The sequence below is a fragment of the Nonomuraea sp. NPDC049141 genome (assembly GCF_040648415.1).
Taxonomy (GTDB): Bacteria; Actinomycetota; Actinomycetes; order Streptosporangiales; family Streptosporangiaceae; genus Nonomuraea.
Genome location: NZ_JBEZDR010000008.1, coordinates 105,094 through 121,347, shown reverse-complemented (window position 1 = coordinate 121,347; position 16,254 = coordinate 105,094). Strand labels below are relative to the sequence as shown.

At 71.0% G+C, this 16,254-nt stretch carries 15 protein-coding genes; 7 read left to right on the top strand and 8 right to left on the bottom strand.

Features of this window, described 5'->3' with window-relative positions; translation table 11 throughout:
* Window positions 1–358: 358 nt before the first annotated feature.
* Together AB0B91_RS24905 and AB0B91_RS24900 are read left to right on the top strand one after the other, a co-directional pair.
* Window positions 359–808 carry a TetR/AcrR family transcriptional regulator gene (locus AB0B91_RS24905; protein WP_358324863.1) on the top strand — a complete coding sequence of 150 codons (450 nt, stop codon included), beginning with the start codon at window positions 359–361 and terminating at the stop codon, window positions 806–808.
* Window positions 769–864 (top strand): hypothetical protein, encoded by a 96-nt coding sequence (locus AB0B91_RS24900; protein ID WP_358323912.1) that lies wholly within the window; start codon window positions 769–771, stop codon window positions 862–864. Before AB0B91_RS24905 ends, AB0B91_RS24900 begins: the two co-directional genes overlap by 40 nt.
* Before the next feature lie 29 nt (window positions 865–893).
* On the opposite strand, the gene AB0B91_RS24895 is transcribed toward AB0B91_RS24900, so the two are convergent.
* Both AB0B91_RS24895 and AB0B91_RS24890 read right to left on the bottom strand, forming a co-directional pair.
* Window positions 894–1,190, bottom strand: a complete 297-nt coding sequence (locus AB0B91_RS24895; RefSeq protein WP_358323909.1) for a DUF3817 domain-containing protein — start codon at window positions 1,188–1,190, stop codon at window positions 894–896.
* Between the two features lie 73 nt (window positions 1,191–1,263).
* Window positions 1,264–2,709 (bottom strand): LCP family protein, encoded by a 1,446-nt coding sequence (locus tag AB0B91_RS24890; RefSeq protein ID WP_358323906.1) that lies wholly within the window; start codon window positions 2,707–2,709, stop codon window positions 1,264–1,266.
* Between the two features lie 245 nt (window positions 2,710–2,954).
* On the opposite strand from AB0B91_RS24890, the gene AB0B91_RS24885 reads away from it, so the two are divergent.
* A complete protein-coding gene (locus AB0B91_RS24885; protein ID WP_358323903.1) occupies window positions 2,955–4,961 on the top strand; it encodes a hypothetical protein in 2,007 nt (668 codons plus the stop codon).
* Window positions 4,962–5,027: 66 nt separating this feature from the next.
* Here the strand turns inward: AB0B91_RS24885 and AB0B91_RS24880 are convergent, their stop codons facing one another.
* Window positions 5,028–5,669 (bottom strand): TetR/AcrR family transcriptional regulator, encoded by a 642-nt coding sequence (locus tag AB0B91_RS24880; protein WP_358323900.1) that lies wholly within the window; start codon window positions 5,667–5,669, stop codon window positions 5,028–5,030.
* A gap of 109 nt (window positions 5,670–5,778) precedes the next feature.
* On the opposite strand from AB0B91_RS24880, the gene AB0B91_RS24875 reads away from it, so the two are divergent.
* Window positions 5,779–6,237 (top strand): RDD family protein, encoded by a 459-nt coding sequence (locus tag AB0B91_RS24875; RefSeq protein WP_358323897.1) that lies wholly within the window; start codon window positions 5,779–5,781, stop codon window positions 6,235–6,237.
* Here AB0B91_RS24875 and AB0B91_RS24870 read toward each other — a convergent pair whose 3' ends face one another.
* Window positions 6,238–7,017, bottom strand: coding sequence for an alpha/beta fold hydrolase (locus AB0B91_RS24870; protein ID WP_358323894.1), 780 nt, complete (start codon window positions 7,015–7,017; stop codon window positions 6,238–6,240).
* Entirely contained in the window at window positions 7,008–8,210 is a 1,203-nt protein-coding gene (locus tag AB0B91_RS24865; protein WP_358323892.1) for an MFS transporter, read from the bottom strand. The genes AB0B91_RS24870 and AB0B91_RS24865 overlap by 10 nt, the downstream gene beginning before the upstream one ends.
* 80 nt (window positions 8,211–8,290) lie before the next feature.
* Between AB0B91_RS24865 and AB0B91_RS24860 the strand changes: the two genes are divergently transcribed.
* Window positions 8,291–9,187, top strand: coding sequence for a LysR family transcriptional regulator (locus AB0B91_RS24860; RefSeq protein ID WP_358323889.1), 897 nt, complete (start codon window positions 8,291–8,293; stop codon window positions 9,185–9,187).
* Here the strand turns inward: AB0B91_RS24860 and AB0B91_RS24855 are convergent.
* Window positions 9,168–9,452 carry a hemerythrin domain-containing protein gene (locus AB0B91_RS24855; protein ID WP_358323886.1) on the bottom strand — a complete coding sequence of 95 codons (285 nt, stop codon included), beginning with the start codon at window positions 9,450–9,452 and terminating at the stop codon, window positions 9,168–9,170. The two genes, AB0B91_RS24860 and AB0B91_RS24855, sit on opposite strands and share 20 nt — an antisense overlap.
* Window positions 9,453–9,532: 80 nt before the next feature.
* Between AB0B91_RS24855 and AB0B91_RS24850 the strand changes: the two genes are divergently transcribed.
* The gene (locus AB0B91_RS24850; RefSeq protein WP_358323883.1) at window positions 9,533–10,075 is read left to right on the top strand and encodes an isochorismatase family cysteine hydrolase; all 543 of its coding nucleotides are present in this window, start codon (window positions 9,533–9,535) and stop codon (window positions 10,073–10,075) included.
* 3 nt (window positions 10,076–10,078) lie between these two features.
* Here AB0B91_RS24850 and AB0B91_RS24845 read toward each other — a convergent pair whose 3' ends face one another.
* Window positions 10,079–11,116, bottom strand: coding sequence for a hypothetical protein (locus AB0B91_RS24845; RefSeq protein ID WP_358323881.1), 1,038 nt, complete (start codon window positions 11,114–11,116; stop codon window positions 10,079–10,081).
* Entirely contained in the window at window positions 11,103–12,089 is a 987-nt protein-coding gene (locus AB0B91_RS24840; RefSeq protein ID WP_358323878.1) for a LuxR C-terminal-related transcriptional regulator, read from the bottom strand. The genes AB0B91_RS24845 and AB0B91_RS24840 overlap by 14 nt, the downstream gene beginning before the upstream one ends.
* A 148-nt stretch (window positions 12,090–12,237) precedes the next feature.
* Here AB0B91_RS24840 and AB0B91_RS24835 point away from each other — a divergent pair, with 148 nt between their 5' ends.
* Window positions 12,238–16,212: a S8 family serine peptidase gene (locus AB0B91_RS24835; RefSeq protein WP_358323876.1), complete on the top strand. Its 3,975-nt coding sequence runs from the start codon at window positions 12,238–12,240 to the stop codon at window positions 16,210–16,212.
* The last annotated feature ends 42 nt before the right edge of the window (window positions 16,213–16,254 follow it).

Below are 16,254 nucleotides of genomic sequence, written 5' to 3'. Positions count from 1 at the left end.
TCGGTGCGGACGATGACACCGTCCTTGACCTTGATGAAGTTCCAGACGTGGACGCCCTCGTCGATGCGCAGCCCCTTGCCGATCGCGGGTCCGCTCCAGCGGACGCACGTGCCCTGCTGGACGTCTTTGACGGTGGAGGTGATGACCAGTGTGGTGGCGGGGGTCGTGGGCGTCGCGCGTGCCGGAGTGGTCCACCGGAACCGCGAGTCCTTCCGCAGCGGTCCCTGGTCCAGCCGCTTCGCGCTGGTGACGGGTTCCTGCCAGGACGGCCAGTCCTCCCGGCGGCCAGGCGTGGGAACAGATCGCCACAGCGGGGGTGGCCGCGCTCTCGCTCAACGCGATCGCTAAGCAGATGGGCATGAGCGGTCCCGCCCTGTACCGGTACTTCGCCGGCCGGGACGAGCTGATCACCGCACTCATCCGCGACGCCTACCGAAGCATCGCCGACACCGTCCGGGCGGCGTCCGACTCCGGTGCCGACCTGATCGGGCTGGCCCGCGTCATCCGGGAATGGGCCCGGAGCGACCCACAGCGGTACTTCCTCATCTATGGCACGCCCGTCCCCGGCTACCAGGCACCCGACGACACCACCAAGATCTCATTCGAGGTCATGACGGTGCTGCTCGAGGTCTGCGGCGCGGTGTCGGCGGACAAGCCGGCGACGCCATTCGACGCCACCTGGAGACTCACCGGGAGTGGGCCTCCGGCCACCCGGCGGACGCCGCGACGCTGCATCGCGCCCTGTCCTTCTGGACCCGCCTGCACGGCGTGCTCTCGCTCGAACTCGCCGGCCACTTCACCGGCATGAAGATCGACCCCGGCCTGCTGATCGACGACGAACTGAACGCCCTGCTCGTGCCGTGATCACGCCGTCTTTACGCCACCGGTCCGGGTCAGGCGGGTTGACCGGCCATCGCGCGCGCCGCCATTCGCCGTTCGAACCACAGTGAGGTGAACGGCGGCACCGCGCACGCCAGGCCCAGCACCACCGCGCCTCGGCTCCAGCCCGCCTCTCGTGCCGAGAGCAGCACTCCGACCACGTACAGCACGAACAGCGCCCCGTGGATCGGCCCGAACACCTTGACCCCGAGTTCGCCGGTCGCGGCCACGTACTTGAAGAACATCCCGACCAGCAGCCCCGCCCACGAGCAAGCCTCGGCCACCGCCACGACCCGGAACCAGCGCAGCATGCTCCACCCTTCACCCGAATATCGCGCATACTCTACAGGCTGTAGAGGAAGGCCGGGTCACCTGCCAGGCCGGCTAGGTTCCCTTGTTCGTGGGCACGCATGACGAGCCCAGCGTGTCCAGCCGACTGGATTGCTTGACGCCCTGACGCGGCGAGCGCGTGGCGGTAGCCGTACTGGAAGGAGAAGGGGTGGCGCCTTCGGCGCGGACAGTCTGGTTCGAACCGCGGGAGCGCGCGATGGCGGCCTTCGCTGTCTTGAGGATGAGCGGATAATTCGGGTACGCCGGGTTGTAGGCGGGCGGAACGAAGTTCAGCTTGGACACCCGGGCGGTCTTGACCTGCTGGGCGAGTGGGACCAGGTCCTGCAGCAGGCCACGCGGGACGTCGGTGCGGAAGGTCTCCTTGGCCGCCTTGGCCAGGGCGTTGAACTTCAGCAGCACGTTGCTCGGGTTGAGTTGGTTGAGCATGGCGCTCATCACGCACTGCTGGCGGCGCATCCGGGTGCGGTTGTCGCCGCCCGCGCAGGTGCTGCCCGGATGGTCGCGGGCCCGGCCGTACCAGAGAGCCTGGGTGCCGTTGAGGGTGCGGTTGCCGGCCTTGACCACGCCGCCGTCGGCGCGGCCCACGCCGTAGCAGATGTCCTGCTCGACGTTGATGGTGACGCCGCCGAGTGCGTCGATCAGGCGCGCCACGCCCCACATGTTGACCAGCATGTAGTAGTCGATCTTGATGCCGAGGATCTGGCCCAGCGCGTTCTTGGTCGCCTCCGGGGCGCGGTCGGGGGAGTGGCCCACGACCTCGGGGTGCATGTCGGCGTAGGCCCAGATGCCGTTGATCAGGTCGGCGGAGCCGCGGCCCTGACCCGGTGGCAGCCAGAAGTTCTTCGGCGGCGGGAATCGCCTGGCCAGTGCGGAGCCCGGCGTGAACGGTGCGTTCTCCAACTCCCGCGGTAGCGCGAAGACCACTGAGTCGCCGGTGTGGACATCGATACTGACCACGTTGATGCTGTCGGTGCGGATGCTCACCCCCTTGCGGGAGGCCGCGCCGTCGCCGCCCAGCAGCGCGATGTTGAGCCGATCACGTCCTCGCCACGGATCCTTGTGATCGATCGGCTGGGACGGTGAAGCCTTGAAGACGGAGCCGATCGCGTCGTCGGAGGTGTGGGCAGTGGTGGCGACCAGTCCGAACGGCAGTGCCACGGCTACCGCGAGCAGGCCCGCGACCGCGCCCGTAGCGAGTTGACCCCGGCTGCCGAGCTTGCTGGGACGCAGCACGATGTAGGAACTGATCACGACTGCGGCCCATGCGAGCCCGCCCACCACGCACAGGCTCATGATCACGGTCAGCCAGGTCGGGTCGAGGAGCAGGCCGGCCAGCGCCTTGACGTTGATCAGCGCGATCACGGCACCGATCAGCAGCACACCGAAGATCCCCATCATGATCAGACCGGTGCGCTTGCGTCCGGCACGCACATGCGCGGCACCCGGCAGAACGATCGACGCGATTGTCCAGCCGATCACGGATGGAGCAGTCCACCTGCGCATTAAACCTCCCCGTTGGCAAGATCTGCCCCATTGCGCAAGCAATTTAGCAAATAAGACCATGCACTCCGGTCTGAATAGAAGTGTCCACAGGTCTGGGAGCGGCTTGAACGGCGTCAGAACGCGGTCGCGAGGGCTCCTATCTCTGGTTTTACCGGGCCGCTCGCGGCCGTTCGCCGGATTTCGAGTCGCCGGACCCGTTCGAAATGTGCTACCTCTCGGGGATGCCCGACGAAGGTGATCTTTACATCGGAGCGTCGGAGGACCACGGCGACGCCGTCACCGCGGTCGCGGTCTCCCCGGATGGACGGATCGGGGCGACCGGCGCGCGCTGCGGCGAGGTCCGGCTGTGGGATCTGCGCCATGGCCTGCTGACCGCCTATGTGGGCGGGCTGCAAGGCGGGCCTGTGGAGAGCGCCGTGTTCATCGGCGACGCCAAGCGGCCCACGTTGCTGACCACAGGCCCATCGGCCTCGCTGTGGACGGTGACCGCCGAGGCCCTGGAATGGCGGCAACTCCCTTGGGACGGGGGGCGGTTCCTCACGTCCTCGGACCGGGAGACGGTACTCAGGCAGTGCGGAGACCTTCGCTGGCTGGGCGTTTTCGGCCCCCTCTACGGCGGCATCAAGTCGGATTCCCCGATGGCATTGGGGCGCACCGGCTCCGGCCTGATCGTCGTGAGCAGTGACGAGGGCCGGATCGAGGCCTGGCGACGGCCTCGCGGGGAGACCTACGGCGACGCCGGGCTCGTGTGGGCCTTCGGCGGACGCGATGCGGCGGATCAGCGGCTGACGCGCTGTTGCGACCGGTGGCGGCTCGTGGTGTCCCCGCGGCGCGGCCGGGTGGTCGTTCTCGACGCGGAGACCGGGGCGGTCGTGACCGCGTTCGTCCCGTCAGCCCGGCCGACCGCGATCGTGGCGCATCCGGACCTGCCGCTGGTGGTGCTCGGCGGGCGGGACGGTTCGCTGTCGTGGTGGGATGCCCGCTCGGGCCACTGCCTTGGGCGCGTTCAGGCGCATGGCGGCCGCGTCCGGGCGTTGGCACTCGCCACCCGCACTGACCTGGTGATGTCGGTTTCCCAGGAGGGAACGGCCGCGCTCTGGCGGCTGCACGGCCGTGGGCCCGTCGGCCGCTTCACGCCCCCCACGCCCTCCGGCCCCAGGGAGCTGACCCAGGTGGCCGGCACACCGGACGGGCGGTGCTGGCTGATCGGCGGGCGCGGCGGCCAGGTCCACGTTCTCCACTGGTCCGGCCATGCCGGGCTCGTGCCGCGACGCGTCGGCCACCCCTCCTGGGCGATGGACGGCGGCGACGTGGAGACCCTGCTCGATGACGTCCGCCACCACTGGGACGACGGCCCGGCGAGCGTGACCGCAGTCCGAGAGCTGGCCTCGCGCGACCTCGACGAAGCCTGGCACGGTACGGCGGTGGACGCGCTGGCGGACCTGATCGTGAACGGTGCGGACCCGGCTGCCCGGGAGGCCGCGGTGATCGCGCTGGCGGAGATCGACGAGGCCAAGGCCACCACCGCCCTCCACCAGATGTTCGATCGTCACGACGGCCATGGTTCCGCCGAGCGGTTACTGGCGTACTTCACCGGCGAGGGCGAGTCCTCGACGGAGGAGCTTGTCGCGAGCCTGCCCGAGGCCGGCACCTTCCTCGGTGTGCTGACCGCGGCCACCTTGGGCGAGCGGGGCGCCGCCGCGGTCCCGGCGGTGCACGCGGCGCTCCGCGCGTTCCCCCTCCCTGCCCGCGAGGACGCCGACCACTGGTTCGGAGACGAGTCGACCAAGTACTGGCTGATGTACGCCCTCAGGCAGGCCGGTGCGGCCGCGGCGCCCGCGACGCCGACCCTGCTGGCCGTGCTGGAGGACGACGAGATCTACCGGGACACCCGGCACCAGGCGGAGTCGGCCCTGCGGGCGATCGGCCTCCCGGAGACGGCCGACACGATCGCCGCCGAGGTCCGGCGGCGGGCCGACCTTGTCGTCTACCACGAGGACGACGAGACGGAAGGCTTCAGCCGCCTGCTCGAGGTGCTGCTGGGCATGCCGCCCGCGGCTCTGGCGGCCTCCCGCGAGGTCGCACCGGCGCTGGAGGCGGTGCGACGCCGCTTCGGCGACGGCATCAGGACGTACGAGGAGGACGGCGGGATCCGCGAGTACACCGTCTTTGAGATACGGCTCGCCGACTGCATCGACGAGAAGATCGTCGAGCAGAGCAAGAGGTGAGCAGCCCGCGGACGTGGGGAGACGACCGGACGCTGCCGTCTGGTGCGGGGCTGCGCACAGCCAGGTTCAGGGGGTGGTGAGGGCCAGTTGGAGGACGTGGCGGGCCGTGGCGTCCAGGAGCTCGGGAGTGGGCGGGTCGCCGTGGACGAGCGCCTGGTAGTAGAGCGGGCCGAGCAGCACGCTCAGCAGGGCGTCCACGGTCGGCTCGGGCACCGGGCGGCCGGTGTGGCGTTCGAGTACGGCGCGCAGTCCCAGCAGGTCGCGCTCGCGCTGCTCGCGCAGGAACCCCTCACGCAGCGCCCGCGCGGTCGCCTGGTCGGTCTGGGCATGGCCGAGCAGCGCCCGCAGGACCTGGCCCGCCGGCTCCTGAAAGAACCCCGCGATCCGGCGGAGCTGCGCTTCCAGCTCCTCCTCGGCGTCCCCCTCGCCGCCCGGCCAGGCCAGCGCGTCGCGGGCGTCGTCGGCGAGGGTGTCGAGGAGGATGTCGACCTTGGACTTCCACCAGCGGTAGACGGTCTGCTTGGCGACACCGGCCCGGGCGGCGATGCCCTCGATGGTCACCCCGTTGAACCCCCGCTCGACCAGGAGATCGTCGGCGGCGTTCAGCACCGCGAGCCGGATGCTCTCGCTACGCTTGGGGCCCGTCCGGCTCACCACGGCCGTCCGGCTCGCGGTGGGCTCGGCGTTTCGGTCGGCGGGGATGGTCATCGTCCTTTCAGGTGCGTTCTGGCAGCTCGATTCTGGCATGCCGGGTCTGTGGAACGAGATGGAACGCCCTTCGGGGAAAGACCGCTACTCACTTCGGGGGAGTGGATCCATGGAGGACGGCCCGCCGTACGGCTATCTCGTGCCGGAGTTGATCGCGGGACGCTGGCGGCGGCTGTTCGCCGGTATCTACGATGTCGTCCTCGTGGGCGTGCTCACCTGGCCTCTTCTGGCGCGGTCGGGAGTCTTCCAGCCGAAGGACTTCGCCGACTACGTCGTCAACCTGGATTGGCGCCGGCTGATCGCCGGGGCGCTGGTGTGGTACGCCTACCACTGGCTGCTGACCGGCTACTGCAACGGACGGACCGTCGGCAAGAAGGCGTTCGCCATCCGCGTGGTGCGGCAGGACGGCGCCCGGCTCACCCCCGCCGTGGCGGCGGGTCGCGCGCTGATGTCCGGCTTCTTCGTCGCGGTGGGCGTGACCGTGATCGATCTCGTCTGGATCGTGTTCACCAGCCGCAAGCAGGCGCTGCACGACCTGGCCGCCAACACGGTGGTCATGATCGACTGATCAGCGGCCTGCCAGGAAGTCGAGAACCGCGGGGCCCGCTACCTGGCGGAACTCCTCGAAGTAGGCGTGTCTGGCGCCGGGGATGAGCCGGATCCCCGCCCCGGGGATGCGGCCCGCGAGCAGGGGCGCGTTGGCCGCCGGGTTGAAGACGTCATCGGTGCCGTGGACGATCAGCGTGGGCGCGGTGATGCCGGGCAGCGCGTCCCAGGCGTCGTGCCCGGCGCTGGCGGCCAGGTGCCGCCGCCGGGCGAAGGCGGGCATGCCGGGATCGCCCAGGGTGGTGTACGGGCCGGGGTGCGTGGCCAGCCAGGCCGGGGTGTACATCAGCTCCAGCAGCGCCTGCCGGGCCGCCTGCTTGTCGGGCTGGGCCAGTGACCTCTTCACCGTGTTGTCCCGTTCGAAGCCGTGCGCGCCGCCGGGCGAGGTGCACCCGAGGATCAGCGACCCCACCCGGTGCGGATGGTCGGCCGCCAGCCACTGGGCCACGCGGCCGCCCATCGACGTGCCGTACACGTGGGCCCGGTCGGCGCCCAGATGGTCGAGGACGGCCACGACGTCGGCCGCGAACCCCCGGGTGGTGTAGGGCACGTCCGGTTTGTCGCTGTCCCCGGTGCCGCGGTAGTCGAGGGTGACCGTGGTGTGGCGGCCTTCGAAGTCGTCCCTGACGCCGTCCCACCAGCGGTGGGAATTGGCCTGCCCGGCCAGCAGGACGAGGGGCTCGCCCTGGCCACGGGTCTGGTACGAGACGGCGACGCCGTCCCCGGCGACGGCTACCGGCATGATCGCGTGTCGAAGCGGCGGGCCAGGTCGAGCAGGAACGCGGCGCCGACGAGCAGCCCGACGGAAACGGTGATCACGCTCGGCCAGCCGCCCGTCTGCCACCGGTAGGCGGCCACCGAGCCGAAGACGGAGCTGCCGGCGTAGTAGGCCAGCAGGTAAAGTCCCGCGGCCTGGCCCACGCCGACGCCGACCCGGTGGGCGCGGTCGGAGACCCAGCCGCTGACCAGGGAGTGGGTGCCGAGGAAGGCGAAGGTCACCATGGCCAGTCCGATCACGATGGCGGGCAGTTGGGGCGCGGCGGTCAGCAGCGTACCGGTCAGCAGGAGGGCGACGCCGAGCAGGGCGGCCAGGCCGAGCCCGCGCCGCAGTGCCAGCCGCCCGGCGGCCAGCGGTCCTGGCACGCCCACCGGGTAGGCCAGGAACACCAGCGCGCCCGCGCCGCCCAGCAGATACGGCGCGGCCTCCAGACGGAAGGTCAGCGCGTTGCACAGCCCGACGAACGCCCCCATCGTCGCCGCCCCCACCAGGCACAGCGCCACCAGGGCCGGGTCGCGCAGGGTGAGCACGGTGTTGCGCAGCACGCTGCGCAGCCGCGGACTGGACCGGTCGAACCGCCGCGACGGCGGCAGCAGGACCCACAGGCCGATCGCGCAGAGCAGGGTGACGACGCCCACGACGGCGCTGGCGCCGCTCCATCCCCACACCGCCTGGACCGGGCCGGGAAGCAGCCGGCCGGCCGCCCCGCCCAGGGCCGTGCCCGTGATGTAGGTGGCGTTGGCCCGCAGATGGGTGCCGGGCGGCGCCTCCTCGCGCAGGTAGGCCAGGGCCACCGCGGGCAGCCCGGCGAGCGCGACGCCCTGCAGCCCCCGCAGCACCAGCAGGGAGTGCCAGCTCGGCGCGAACGCGGTGGCGATGCCCAGGACCGCGGACGCGGTCAAGGACCACCGCATGATCACCACGCGGCCCACCAGGTCCGAGATCGGCCCGACGAACAGCAGCGCCACCGCCATCGTGATCGTCGCCAGCGACAGCACCGCCGTCGCCGCCGACGCCGAGACCCCGTAGCGCTCGGCGACGCCGGGCAGCAGCGGCTGGACATAGTAGAGCGCCAGGAAGTTGGCCAGCCCGCCGAACATCAGCCCGTACCTGATCCGGAGGGAGGCGCGATCCCCTGACTCGAGAGGCGAGATCACCCGTCGATCGTGCCCGATCATTCCTGATGCGCAAAATGCAGAATTTGACGGAGCTGATGCGTGGAGAGCATCATCATGAGATGGAGCTGCAGACCCTGCGCTGGTTCCTGACGCTGTGCGACACGGAGAACATGCGCGACACCGCCGCGATGGAGGGCATCAACCAGTCCACGCTGTCGCGGGCGCTCGCCCGGCTGGAGGCCGACCTGGGCGTCGAGCTGTTCCACCGGCACGGGCGCCGGCTCGCGCTCAACCGGTTCGGCCTGCTGTTCCGCGAGCACGCCGCCCGCGCCGTGGACGAGCTGGGCGGCGCGCGCCGTCGCATCGACGCCCTGGCCAACCCGGACACCGGTCTGATCCGGCTGGGCTTCCTGCACTCGGTGGGCCGCTGGCTGGTGCCGGAGGTTCTGCGCGACCTGCGGGCCGTCGCGCCAGGCATCCGCTTCGAGCTGCACCAGGGCTTCGCCAGGGAGCTGTTCACCCGGCTGTCCCAGGGCGACATCGACGCCGCCCTGGTCACCCCGCCACCGGAGGGCAACACCGCGCGCTGGCACCCGCTACGCGAGCAGCGGCTCTGCCTCGCCCTGCCGGTCGAGCACCCGCTCGCCGCCGCGCCGGGGCTGACGCTCGCCGACGTACGCGACGAGCCGTTCGTCGCCTTCGCCCCGACCACGGACCTGCGCCGGGTCATCGACCGGCTGTGCGAGGAGGCGGGGTTCGAGCCGGTCATCGCCTTCGAGAGCGAGGAGATCGCCACCGTACGCGGCCTCATCGGCGCCGGGCTCGGCGTGGGCGTCCTGCCGCTCCCCGCCTCGCTGGAGCACGACGACCCCGCCTACCTCCCGCTCGTCCCGGCCCAGCACCGCCCGATCGGCCTGGCCTGGGACCCGCTGCCCACTCCCACGGCGGCCGCGGCCCTGTTCGTCGAGCACCTCGTCACGGGGGGAAGCGGGCGGCCTACTGCGCGGCGCTCTTGACGGCGAGCGGCTCGGCGGGCGCCTCGGCCTTGGCGGCCTCCATGCGTTCGCCGAGCTCCTGCAGCTCCTTGCGGCCCATCGCAGCGCGGACCTGCGGGAACCAGTCCTTCTCCTCCTCGATGTGGGCGTGCGTGACCAGCTCCTTGGTGAACTTGTCCACGATGCGGCGCTTCTCGGCGTAGGCCTTCTCCCCGGCCTGCTCGAACTTCTTGAACAGCCCTTCGACGGTCTTGTGGTCGTCCTTGAGCAACACGATGGCGTCCATGGAGCTTCTCCGTTCCCTCGTCCGGGAGTGCCGTCTGCCCGGCGTCGGGTAAAACTGCATGTCGTGGACAGTAAGGACGTATGGCAAGAACCGCGCTGGTCATCATCGACATGCTGAATCCGTACGAACACCAGGACGCCGAACAGCTGTGCCGCCACGTGGAGAAGACCGTCGAACCGATGGCGAAACTGGTGGCGCAGGCGCGTGCCCGTGACGACGTCGAGCTGGTCTACGTCAACGACAACTACGGCGATTTCACCAGAGATCGGCGGGAGATCGAGTCCCGGGCCCGCGAGGGCCGCCGCCCGGACCTGGTGGAGCCGCTCCTGCCGCCGCCGGAGTGCGCGTTCCTCCCCAAGGTCCGCCACAGCGCCTTCTACGGCACCGCGCTGGAGTACCTCCTGGCTCGGACCGAGGTCGACACCGTCGTGCTGGCCGGCCAGGTGACCGAGCAGTGCGTGCTCTACAGCGCGTTGGACGCCTACGTACGGCATTTCGCGCTGAGAGTGCCGCCCGACTGCGTGGCCGCCATCCACCACGACCTCGGCCAGGCGGCCCTGCGCATGATGGAGCGCAACATGTCCGCCCGCCTCGCCCCCTCGCCCGAATGCCTGGACCGCTGAGCCTCAGCCCTCCGGCGGTGGGGGATGGCGGAAGGCGGCCTGGACGCCGGCCTGGAAGCGGGTGTGGGCGCCCAGCCGGCTCATGAGATCGGCGATGCGCCGCTCGGCCGTACGGTAGCCGACGCCGAGCTGGCGGGCGATGGCCTCGTCGGTCAGCCCGGCCACCAGCAGCGCGATCAACCGCTCGTCGTCGTGCGCCGAGGGACGCGCTCGCGCGGGCGGTGCGGTGCCGGGCGCGGGAGGCCGCAGGCGCAGCGGCAGCGCCCGCTGCCACAGCCCTTCGAACAGCCTGCTCAGCGCCTCCAGCAGCCCGGACGGGTGGACCACCAGCGCGGCGTCGGCGTCGGGGTCGTCCGGGTGGTGGCGCAGCAGCAACAGGGCGAACCGGTCGTCCATGAGGTAGAGCTTCATGGGCAGGCTGGGCAGCACCCGCGCCTGCTGGCCCGCCCCGACCATGGTCTCGATCTGCCGAAGTGCCCCGACCCGGTCGACGAACTCCCGCTCGTAGATCATGCGGCTCGTGACGCCCCGGTCGAGCAGCTCGCGCTGCGCCGTCACGCTGCCCGGCGGGTCGAAGTACGGCGGCTTGGAGAAGCAGCGCATCTGGTGCCAGGCGGCCCGCTGGATCTGGGCGTGCCGCTGCTGCACCGCCCGCTGGCCGGTCACCACCTCGACGACCGCCGGCGGCGTCTCCCCGGTCGCCCGGCGGCGCTGGAAGGCCTGGTCGAGCTCGCCCGCGCGTTCGCGGGCCCGCAGCAGTTGCCGTTCGGCGGTGACCAGGAGCACGTCGAGGGCGGCCTCCGGGGCGACGGCGGCGTAGCGGGCCGGCCCGTCGGAGCGGGTGACCAGCCCCTTGGCCTCCAGCGAGGCGAGCAGGGCGGGCAGTTGATCGGCGCGCAGGCCGATCGCCGTGCCCAGCGACGCGATCCGGGCGGCGGTGGCCGGCGAGCCGTCGATGAGCAGCTCGTACACCGCCTCCTCGTCCGGGGTGAGACCGGCCGCGCCGAGCGCTCCCGCGTGGTTCCCGTCACTCCGGGTCATCGTGTACGCCCTTCTCGTCGGCCAGCCAGCCGCGCAGGACGGCCTGGTAACCGGCCTGGAAGCGGGTCTGGGCGTCCAGCTGGATCATCATCGCGTGCACGTGACGCCGTACCGTGCGGTCGCTCCAGCCGAGGTGGGCCGCGATGGCCTTGTCCGTCTGGCCGGCCACCAGCCGGGCCAGCAGGTCACGCTGCGCGTCGGTCGGGCTCCTGGTCTCCGGCAGGCGGGCGCGCCCGTGGCTGACGTGCAGCGGCACGGCGCGTTCCCAGTACATCTCGAACAGCGCCGCCAGCGCGTCGAGCAGCGTCGAGTCGTGTACGACCAGCGCCGACTCGACCATCTGCAGGTCGTGACGGAGCGGCACGAGGGCCATGGGGTAGTCGCTGAGCACCAGCTTCATCGGGACGTCGCCGACGCGCACCTGCTCGCCCGCGGCGATGTAGTCCACGATGGTCTTCAGCGTGCCGCGCATCTCGATGGCCCGCCTGTCGTAGACCACCCGGTAGTCGACGCCGCGGTTCAGCAGGTCGAACTCCTGCGTGTTGCCGCCCACGACGCCCGCGTACGGCGGCGCGTCGAACATCCGGATCTCGCGCCGGGTGCCGCGCTGGAGCTGTTCGAACCGGCGCAGCACCGCCTCCCGCCCGATCACCACCTCCACCAGCCCGGCCGACTCCTGGTCGGGTGTGGTGAGGTGATAGCGCGTGGACAGCTGGGCCACCCGCAGCCTGGCCTCGGCCAGCGCGCGGGTCCGCTCGCGGATCAGCGCGTCCAGCCCCATCTCCGGCGGTACGACGATGAAGCGGGGCGGATCCTCGGGCAGGCGGGCGATCAGCCCCAGTTCCTCCAGGCCGACGGCCAGTCCCGAGGTGCCGCCGAGCCGCTCCAGCTCTTCGAGGGTGACGGGGGAGTGTTCGACCAGAGCCTCGTAGAGGGCCTGCTCCGCCGCTGACAGGCCGAGGATGCTCAGCATCTCACCATGATCACCCACAACCCGGCGCCCTCGTCGTCCTTTTCCCGTCATTGGCGGGAATAGGACGACGAGTCATCTTTTCAGGATATTTCTTGACATGTCATGGTTCGGGAGAGTCGATCATGCCTGCTATCCCGCGAGGAGAACCATGACTCGTCAACGATGGCGAAGCCCGTCCATCGGGCTTTTAGCGATGGGGCTGGTGCTGTCGACCGGCATGGCCGTACAGCCATCGCCCTCGGCCACCCCCGCACCCGCCCTTTCCGGCCAGACCGCCGCCGCCGTCGAGTCGTCCGGAACACCGGCCGCGGACGCGGCGAAGATCACCCTGATCACCGGCGACGTGGTCGCCTACGACACCGCCCCCGACGGCAGCCCGCGCCACCGGGTCACCCCCGCCCGGCGTCCCGACGGCGCCCCGGTGACCTTCATCGCCGTGCGCGATCGTAACTCCTACTACGTCTACCCCTCCGACGTGATGGGCCTGGTGTCCTCGGGCCGCCTGGACAAGGCCCTGTTCGACGTCGCCTACCTGTCGGCGAACGGCTACACCGACAAGGAGAGCGCCAGCCTGCCGCTGATCGTCCAGTACGGTCAGGCCAAGCAGGCGGCGAAGACACTGTCGCAGCAGGCCGACGCGCTGCCCGCCACCGCCGAGCCGCTCGGCCTGCCCAGCGTCGGCGGCGCCGCCGTGCGGGTGGACAAGAAGGCGGTCGGGCAGTTCTGGACCGCCGTCGACCGCCCGGCGACGGACAAGGGCGTTACGGCCTCGCTCGACCGAGGTCTGTCGGCCATCTGGCTCGACCGCAAGGTGAAGGCCGTACTCGACAAGAGCGTGCCGCAGATCGGCGCCCCGGAGGTGTGGGCCGCCGGCCTGAAGGGCGAGGGCGTCAAGGTCGCGGTCCTCGACACCGGCATCGACACCACCCACCCCGACGTCGCCGGCCGCATCACGGCGACCGCGAACTTCACCGAAGAGGCGGACGTACAGGACGGCCACGGGCACGGCACCCACGTCGCCTCCACGATCGCCGGCAACGGGGCCGCCTCCGACGGCAAGTACACCGGCGTCGCGCCGAAGGCGTCCCTGCTCGTCGGCAAGGTGCTCAACAAGGCCGGCAGCGGTGACTCGTCCGGCATCATCGCCGGCATGGAGTGGGCGGTCGCCCAGCAGGCCCGGGTGATCAGCATCAGCGCCGGCGCCTGCTGCTACGCCGGGCCCGACCCGCTGAGCGAGGCGGTCGACAACCTCAGCGCGCAGTCGACGTCGCTGTTCGTCATCGCGGCGGGCAACGACTACGACAACCGGAAGATCGCGACACCGGGCTCGGCCGCGTCGGCGCTCACCGTCGGCGCGGTCGACGGGTCGGAGAAGCTCGCCCCGTTCTCCAGCAAGGGCCCGGTGCTGCGCGACTACAGCCTCAAGCCCGACCTCGTCGCCCCCGGCGTGGACATCGTGGCCGCCAGGGCCGCAGGGACGTCGATGGGCTCGGTGGTGAACGACAAGTACACCGGCGCGTCCGGCACGTCCATGGCCACGCCGCACGTGTCCGGCGCCGCGGTGCTCCTGGCCCAGAAGCACCCGGACTGGACCGGCGCCCAACTGAAGGCGGCGCTCGTCAGCACCGCCCACGACGACGGCTTCGGCGCGTACGAGCAGGGCTCCGGGCGCGTGGACGTGGCGCGAGCCGTACGGCAGGCGGTCAGCGCGTCCGGCAACCTCGACTTCGGCGTCCTGGCCTACCCCCACAAGGACCCCGTCACCAAGACGATCACCTACACCAACGGCGGCGACCAGCCGGTGACGCTGACCCTGAAGTCCGGCGTCACGGCCCACAAGGGCGGCGACGCGCCCGCGCGCACGCTCACCCTGGACCACGACACGGTCACCGTCCCGGCGCACGGCACCGCGCCCGTCGCCGTCACCTTCGACCCGTCGGGCCCGGCCACCTGGTACGAGGGGTTCGTGCACGCCGCCGACGCGAGCGGCGCCGTGACGGTGAGCACCGCGGTGGGCGCGTTCGTGGAGCCGGCGAAGGTCACCGTGCGGACCAAGATGGTGCTCCCCGACGGCGCGACCGACGTGCAGCCGATCCCGTGGGCGATCCTGCGGACCGACGACCGCGACGACCTCGACTTCGTCTACTACCCCGACAGCGGCACCGAGTCCGAGACGCAGGTCTACGCCGGCACCTTCAGCGTGAACTCCGGCGTGAGCTGGCGCGGAACCGACGGCCAGTGGAACCTCGCCCTGCCGTCGCAGCCGGAGTTCACGGCCACCAAGGACACCACGATCACCCTCGACCTGCGCAAGGCCCGCCAGGTCACCCAGAGCACCCCGAAACCAACCGAGGTCTACGACTCCCAGTACTTCTACGAGCGCGAGGCGGCCAACGGCATCGGGGCAGTCCGGTTCGAGTCCACCCCCGCCTACGGGCTGCACAACTACTGGTTGCTGCCCACCCGCTCGGTCACCCAGGGCACCTTCGACGTCGCGGGACAGATCCTGCGCGGCGCCCCGGTGATCAGCATGAAGACCGACCGGCTCACCCTGCATCCCCGTTACCAGAACCTGGACCCTGTGGTTCCCAAGCTCAACGGACGTAGCACGCTCACCCTGGTGTCCGGGGGTCGCGGCCAGGCCGCCGAACTCGCCGGCGCCGGCGTACGCGGCAAGCTCGTCCTGCTCGACCTGTCCGACCTGTGCCCGGACAACGCCTGCACGGGCAACGCGCTCGACCGGGTCAAGGCCGCGGCCGACGCCGGCGCCGCCGGGGTGCTCGGTTACGGGGCGGTCAACCGGGCCTTCCTCGAACTGACGAAGTCCTGGCCGGTCTACCCGATCCCGACCATGAGCCTGACCGCCGACGAGGGCCGCGCCCTGGCCGCCCAGCTCGCCAAGCGGCCGGTGAGCGTCCAGGCCGAGGGCATCACCGCCACCCCGTACATCTACTCGCTGATGCTCCACGAGCGCGGCCGGGTCCCGGCCAAGGTCGACTACGAGCTCGGCAAGCGGAACCTCTACGAGATCGAGAACCGCCTGCACTCCGACCGGCCCGCCACCGCCTCCATGTTCTGGGGGGCGACCGTGGTGACCCACCCCGGCTGGCTGCTCGGTTCTCGGTTCGGCTACTCCTGGCCCGCGCGGACCGCCGTGACCGAGTACGTCGGGCCGGTCTCGCCGGACGTGTCGTGGACCCGCGAGACGCAGCTGGCCTACTCCGACGGAGGCAGCGAGAACGGCCGGACCTTCGGAATGTGGGCGACCGCCGTGGACGTCTACCCGTCGGCCGGCGAGAAGACCGAGGAGTGGGGCGCCCAGCCGCGCGTGCCCGGCACCCCGGTGTTCTCCGACCTGACCCGCGCCACCGGGACCACGACGTGCTTCCCCTGCCGCACCGGCGACATGTTCGTGGCCGCCCTGCCGATCCTGGGCCCGGGGCCGAACCACCAGGAGGCGTTCACCTGGAACGCGCGGTTCGACGAGACGCGCGGCGGCAAGGACGAGCTGCACCTCTACCGTGACGGCCAGGAGATCCCCATGGTCGAATCGGGGACCAGCGGCCCGATCCTGATCCAGATGCCGAGGTTCAACCTGCCGGAGGGCGAGTCCCGCTATCGCCTCACCGACAAGTTCCACACTCCGCAGCCGGCGCAGCAGTACGCGACCGACGTGGCGACGGAGTGGACGTTCAAGTCGAAGCGTCCGACCGGTGGGATGCAGACGCTCAACGACGGCCTGTGCCTCGGCTGGTTCTTCGCCAGCACCCTCACCCCGTGCGAGCCGGTCCGCAGGCTCAACCTCCGCTACGACCTGGACCTCGACCTCGACAACAAGACCGCGGCGGCCAGACCGCACAAGATCACGGTCACCGGCTACCAGGGCTCCTACGACGTGCCCGACGCGCGCCTCGGCAGCCTGAAGCTCTCGGTCACCTACGACGACGGCGCCCACTGGAAGGCCGTCACCACCTCCAAGAAGAACGCCACCTCCTACACCGCGACCATCGCCCACCCCGCCCTGTCCGCCACCAACGGCACCGTGGGCATCCGCGCCCAGGGCGTGGACGCCGAGGGCAACACCATCGACCAGACGATCACCCGGGCCTACGGCCTCAAGTAGCCCCGCAAGCAGATCGGCACGCTGTCCTCGTGACGGCGTGCC

Coding starts and splice junctions, on each gene's coding strand:
- AB0B91_RS24905 (WP_358324863.1), top strand. CDS start 359: ATGAGCGGTCCCGCCCTGTACCGGTACTTCGCCGGCCGGGACGAGCTG.
- AB0B91_RS24895 (WP_358323909.1), bottom strand. CDS start 1,190: ATGCTGCGCTGGTTCCGGGTCGTGGCGGTGGCCGAGGCTTGCTCGTGG.
- AB0B91_RS24885 (WP_358323903.1), top strand. CDS start 2,955: ATGCCCGACGAAGGTGATCTTTACATCGGAGCGTCGGAGGACCACGGC.
- AB0B91_RS24880 (WP_358323900.1), bottom strand. CDS start 5,669: ATGACCATCCCCGCCGACCGAAACGCCGAGCCCACCGCGAGCCGGACG.
- AB0B91_RS24875 (WP_358323897.1), top strand. CDS start 5,779: ATGGAGGACGGCCCGCCGTACGGCTATCTCGTGCCGGAGTTGATCGCG.
- AB0B91_RS24870 (WP_358323894.1), bottom strand. CDS start 7,017: ATGCCGGTAGCCGTCGCCGGGGACGGCGTCGCCGTCTCGTACCAGACC.
- AB0B91_RS24860 (WP_358323889.1), top strand. CDS start 8,291: ATGGAGCTGCAGACCCTGCGCTGGTTCCTGACGCTGTGCGACACGGAG.
- AB0B91_RS24855 (WP_358323886.1), bottom strand. CDS start 9,452: ATGGACGCCATCGTGTTGCTCAAGGACGACCACAAGACCGTCGAAGGG.
- AB0B91_RS24850 (WP_358323883.1), top strand. CDS start 9,533: ATGGCAAGAACCGCGCTGGTCATCATCGACATGCTGAATCCGTACGAA.
- AB0B91_RS24845 (WP_358323881.1), bottom strand. CDS start 11,116: ATGACCCGGAGTGACGGGAACCACGCGGGAGCGCTCGGCGCGGCCGGT.
- AB0B91_RS24840 (WP_358323878.1), bottom strand. CDS start 12,089: ATGCTGAGCATCCTCGGCCTGTCAGCGGCGGAGCAGGCCCTCTACGAG.
- AB0B91_RS24835 (WP_358323876.1), top strand. CDS start 12,238: ATGACTCGTCAACGATGGCGAAGCCCGTCCATCGGGCTTTTAGCGATG.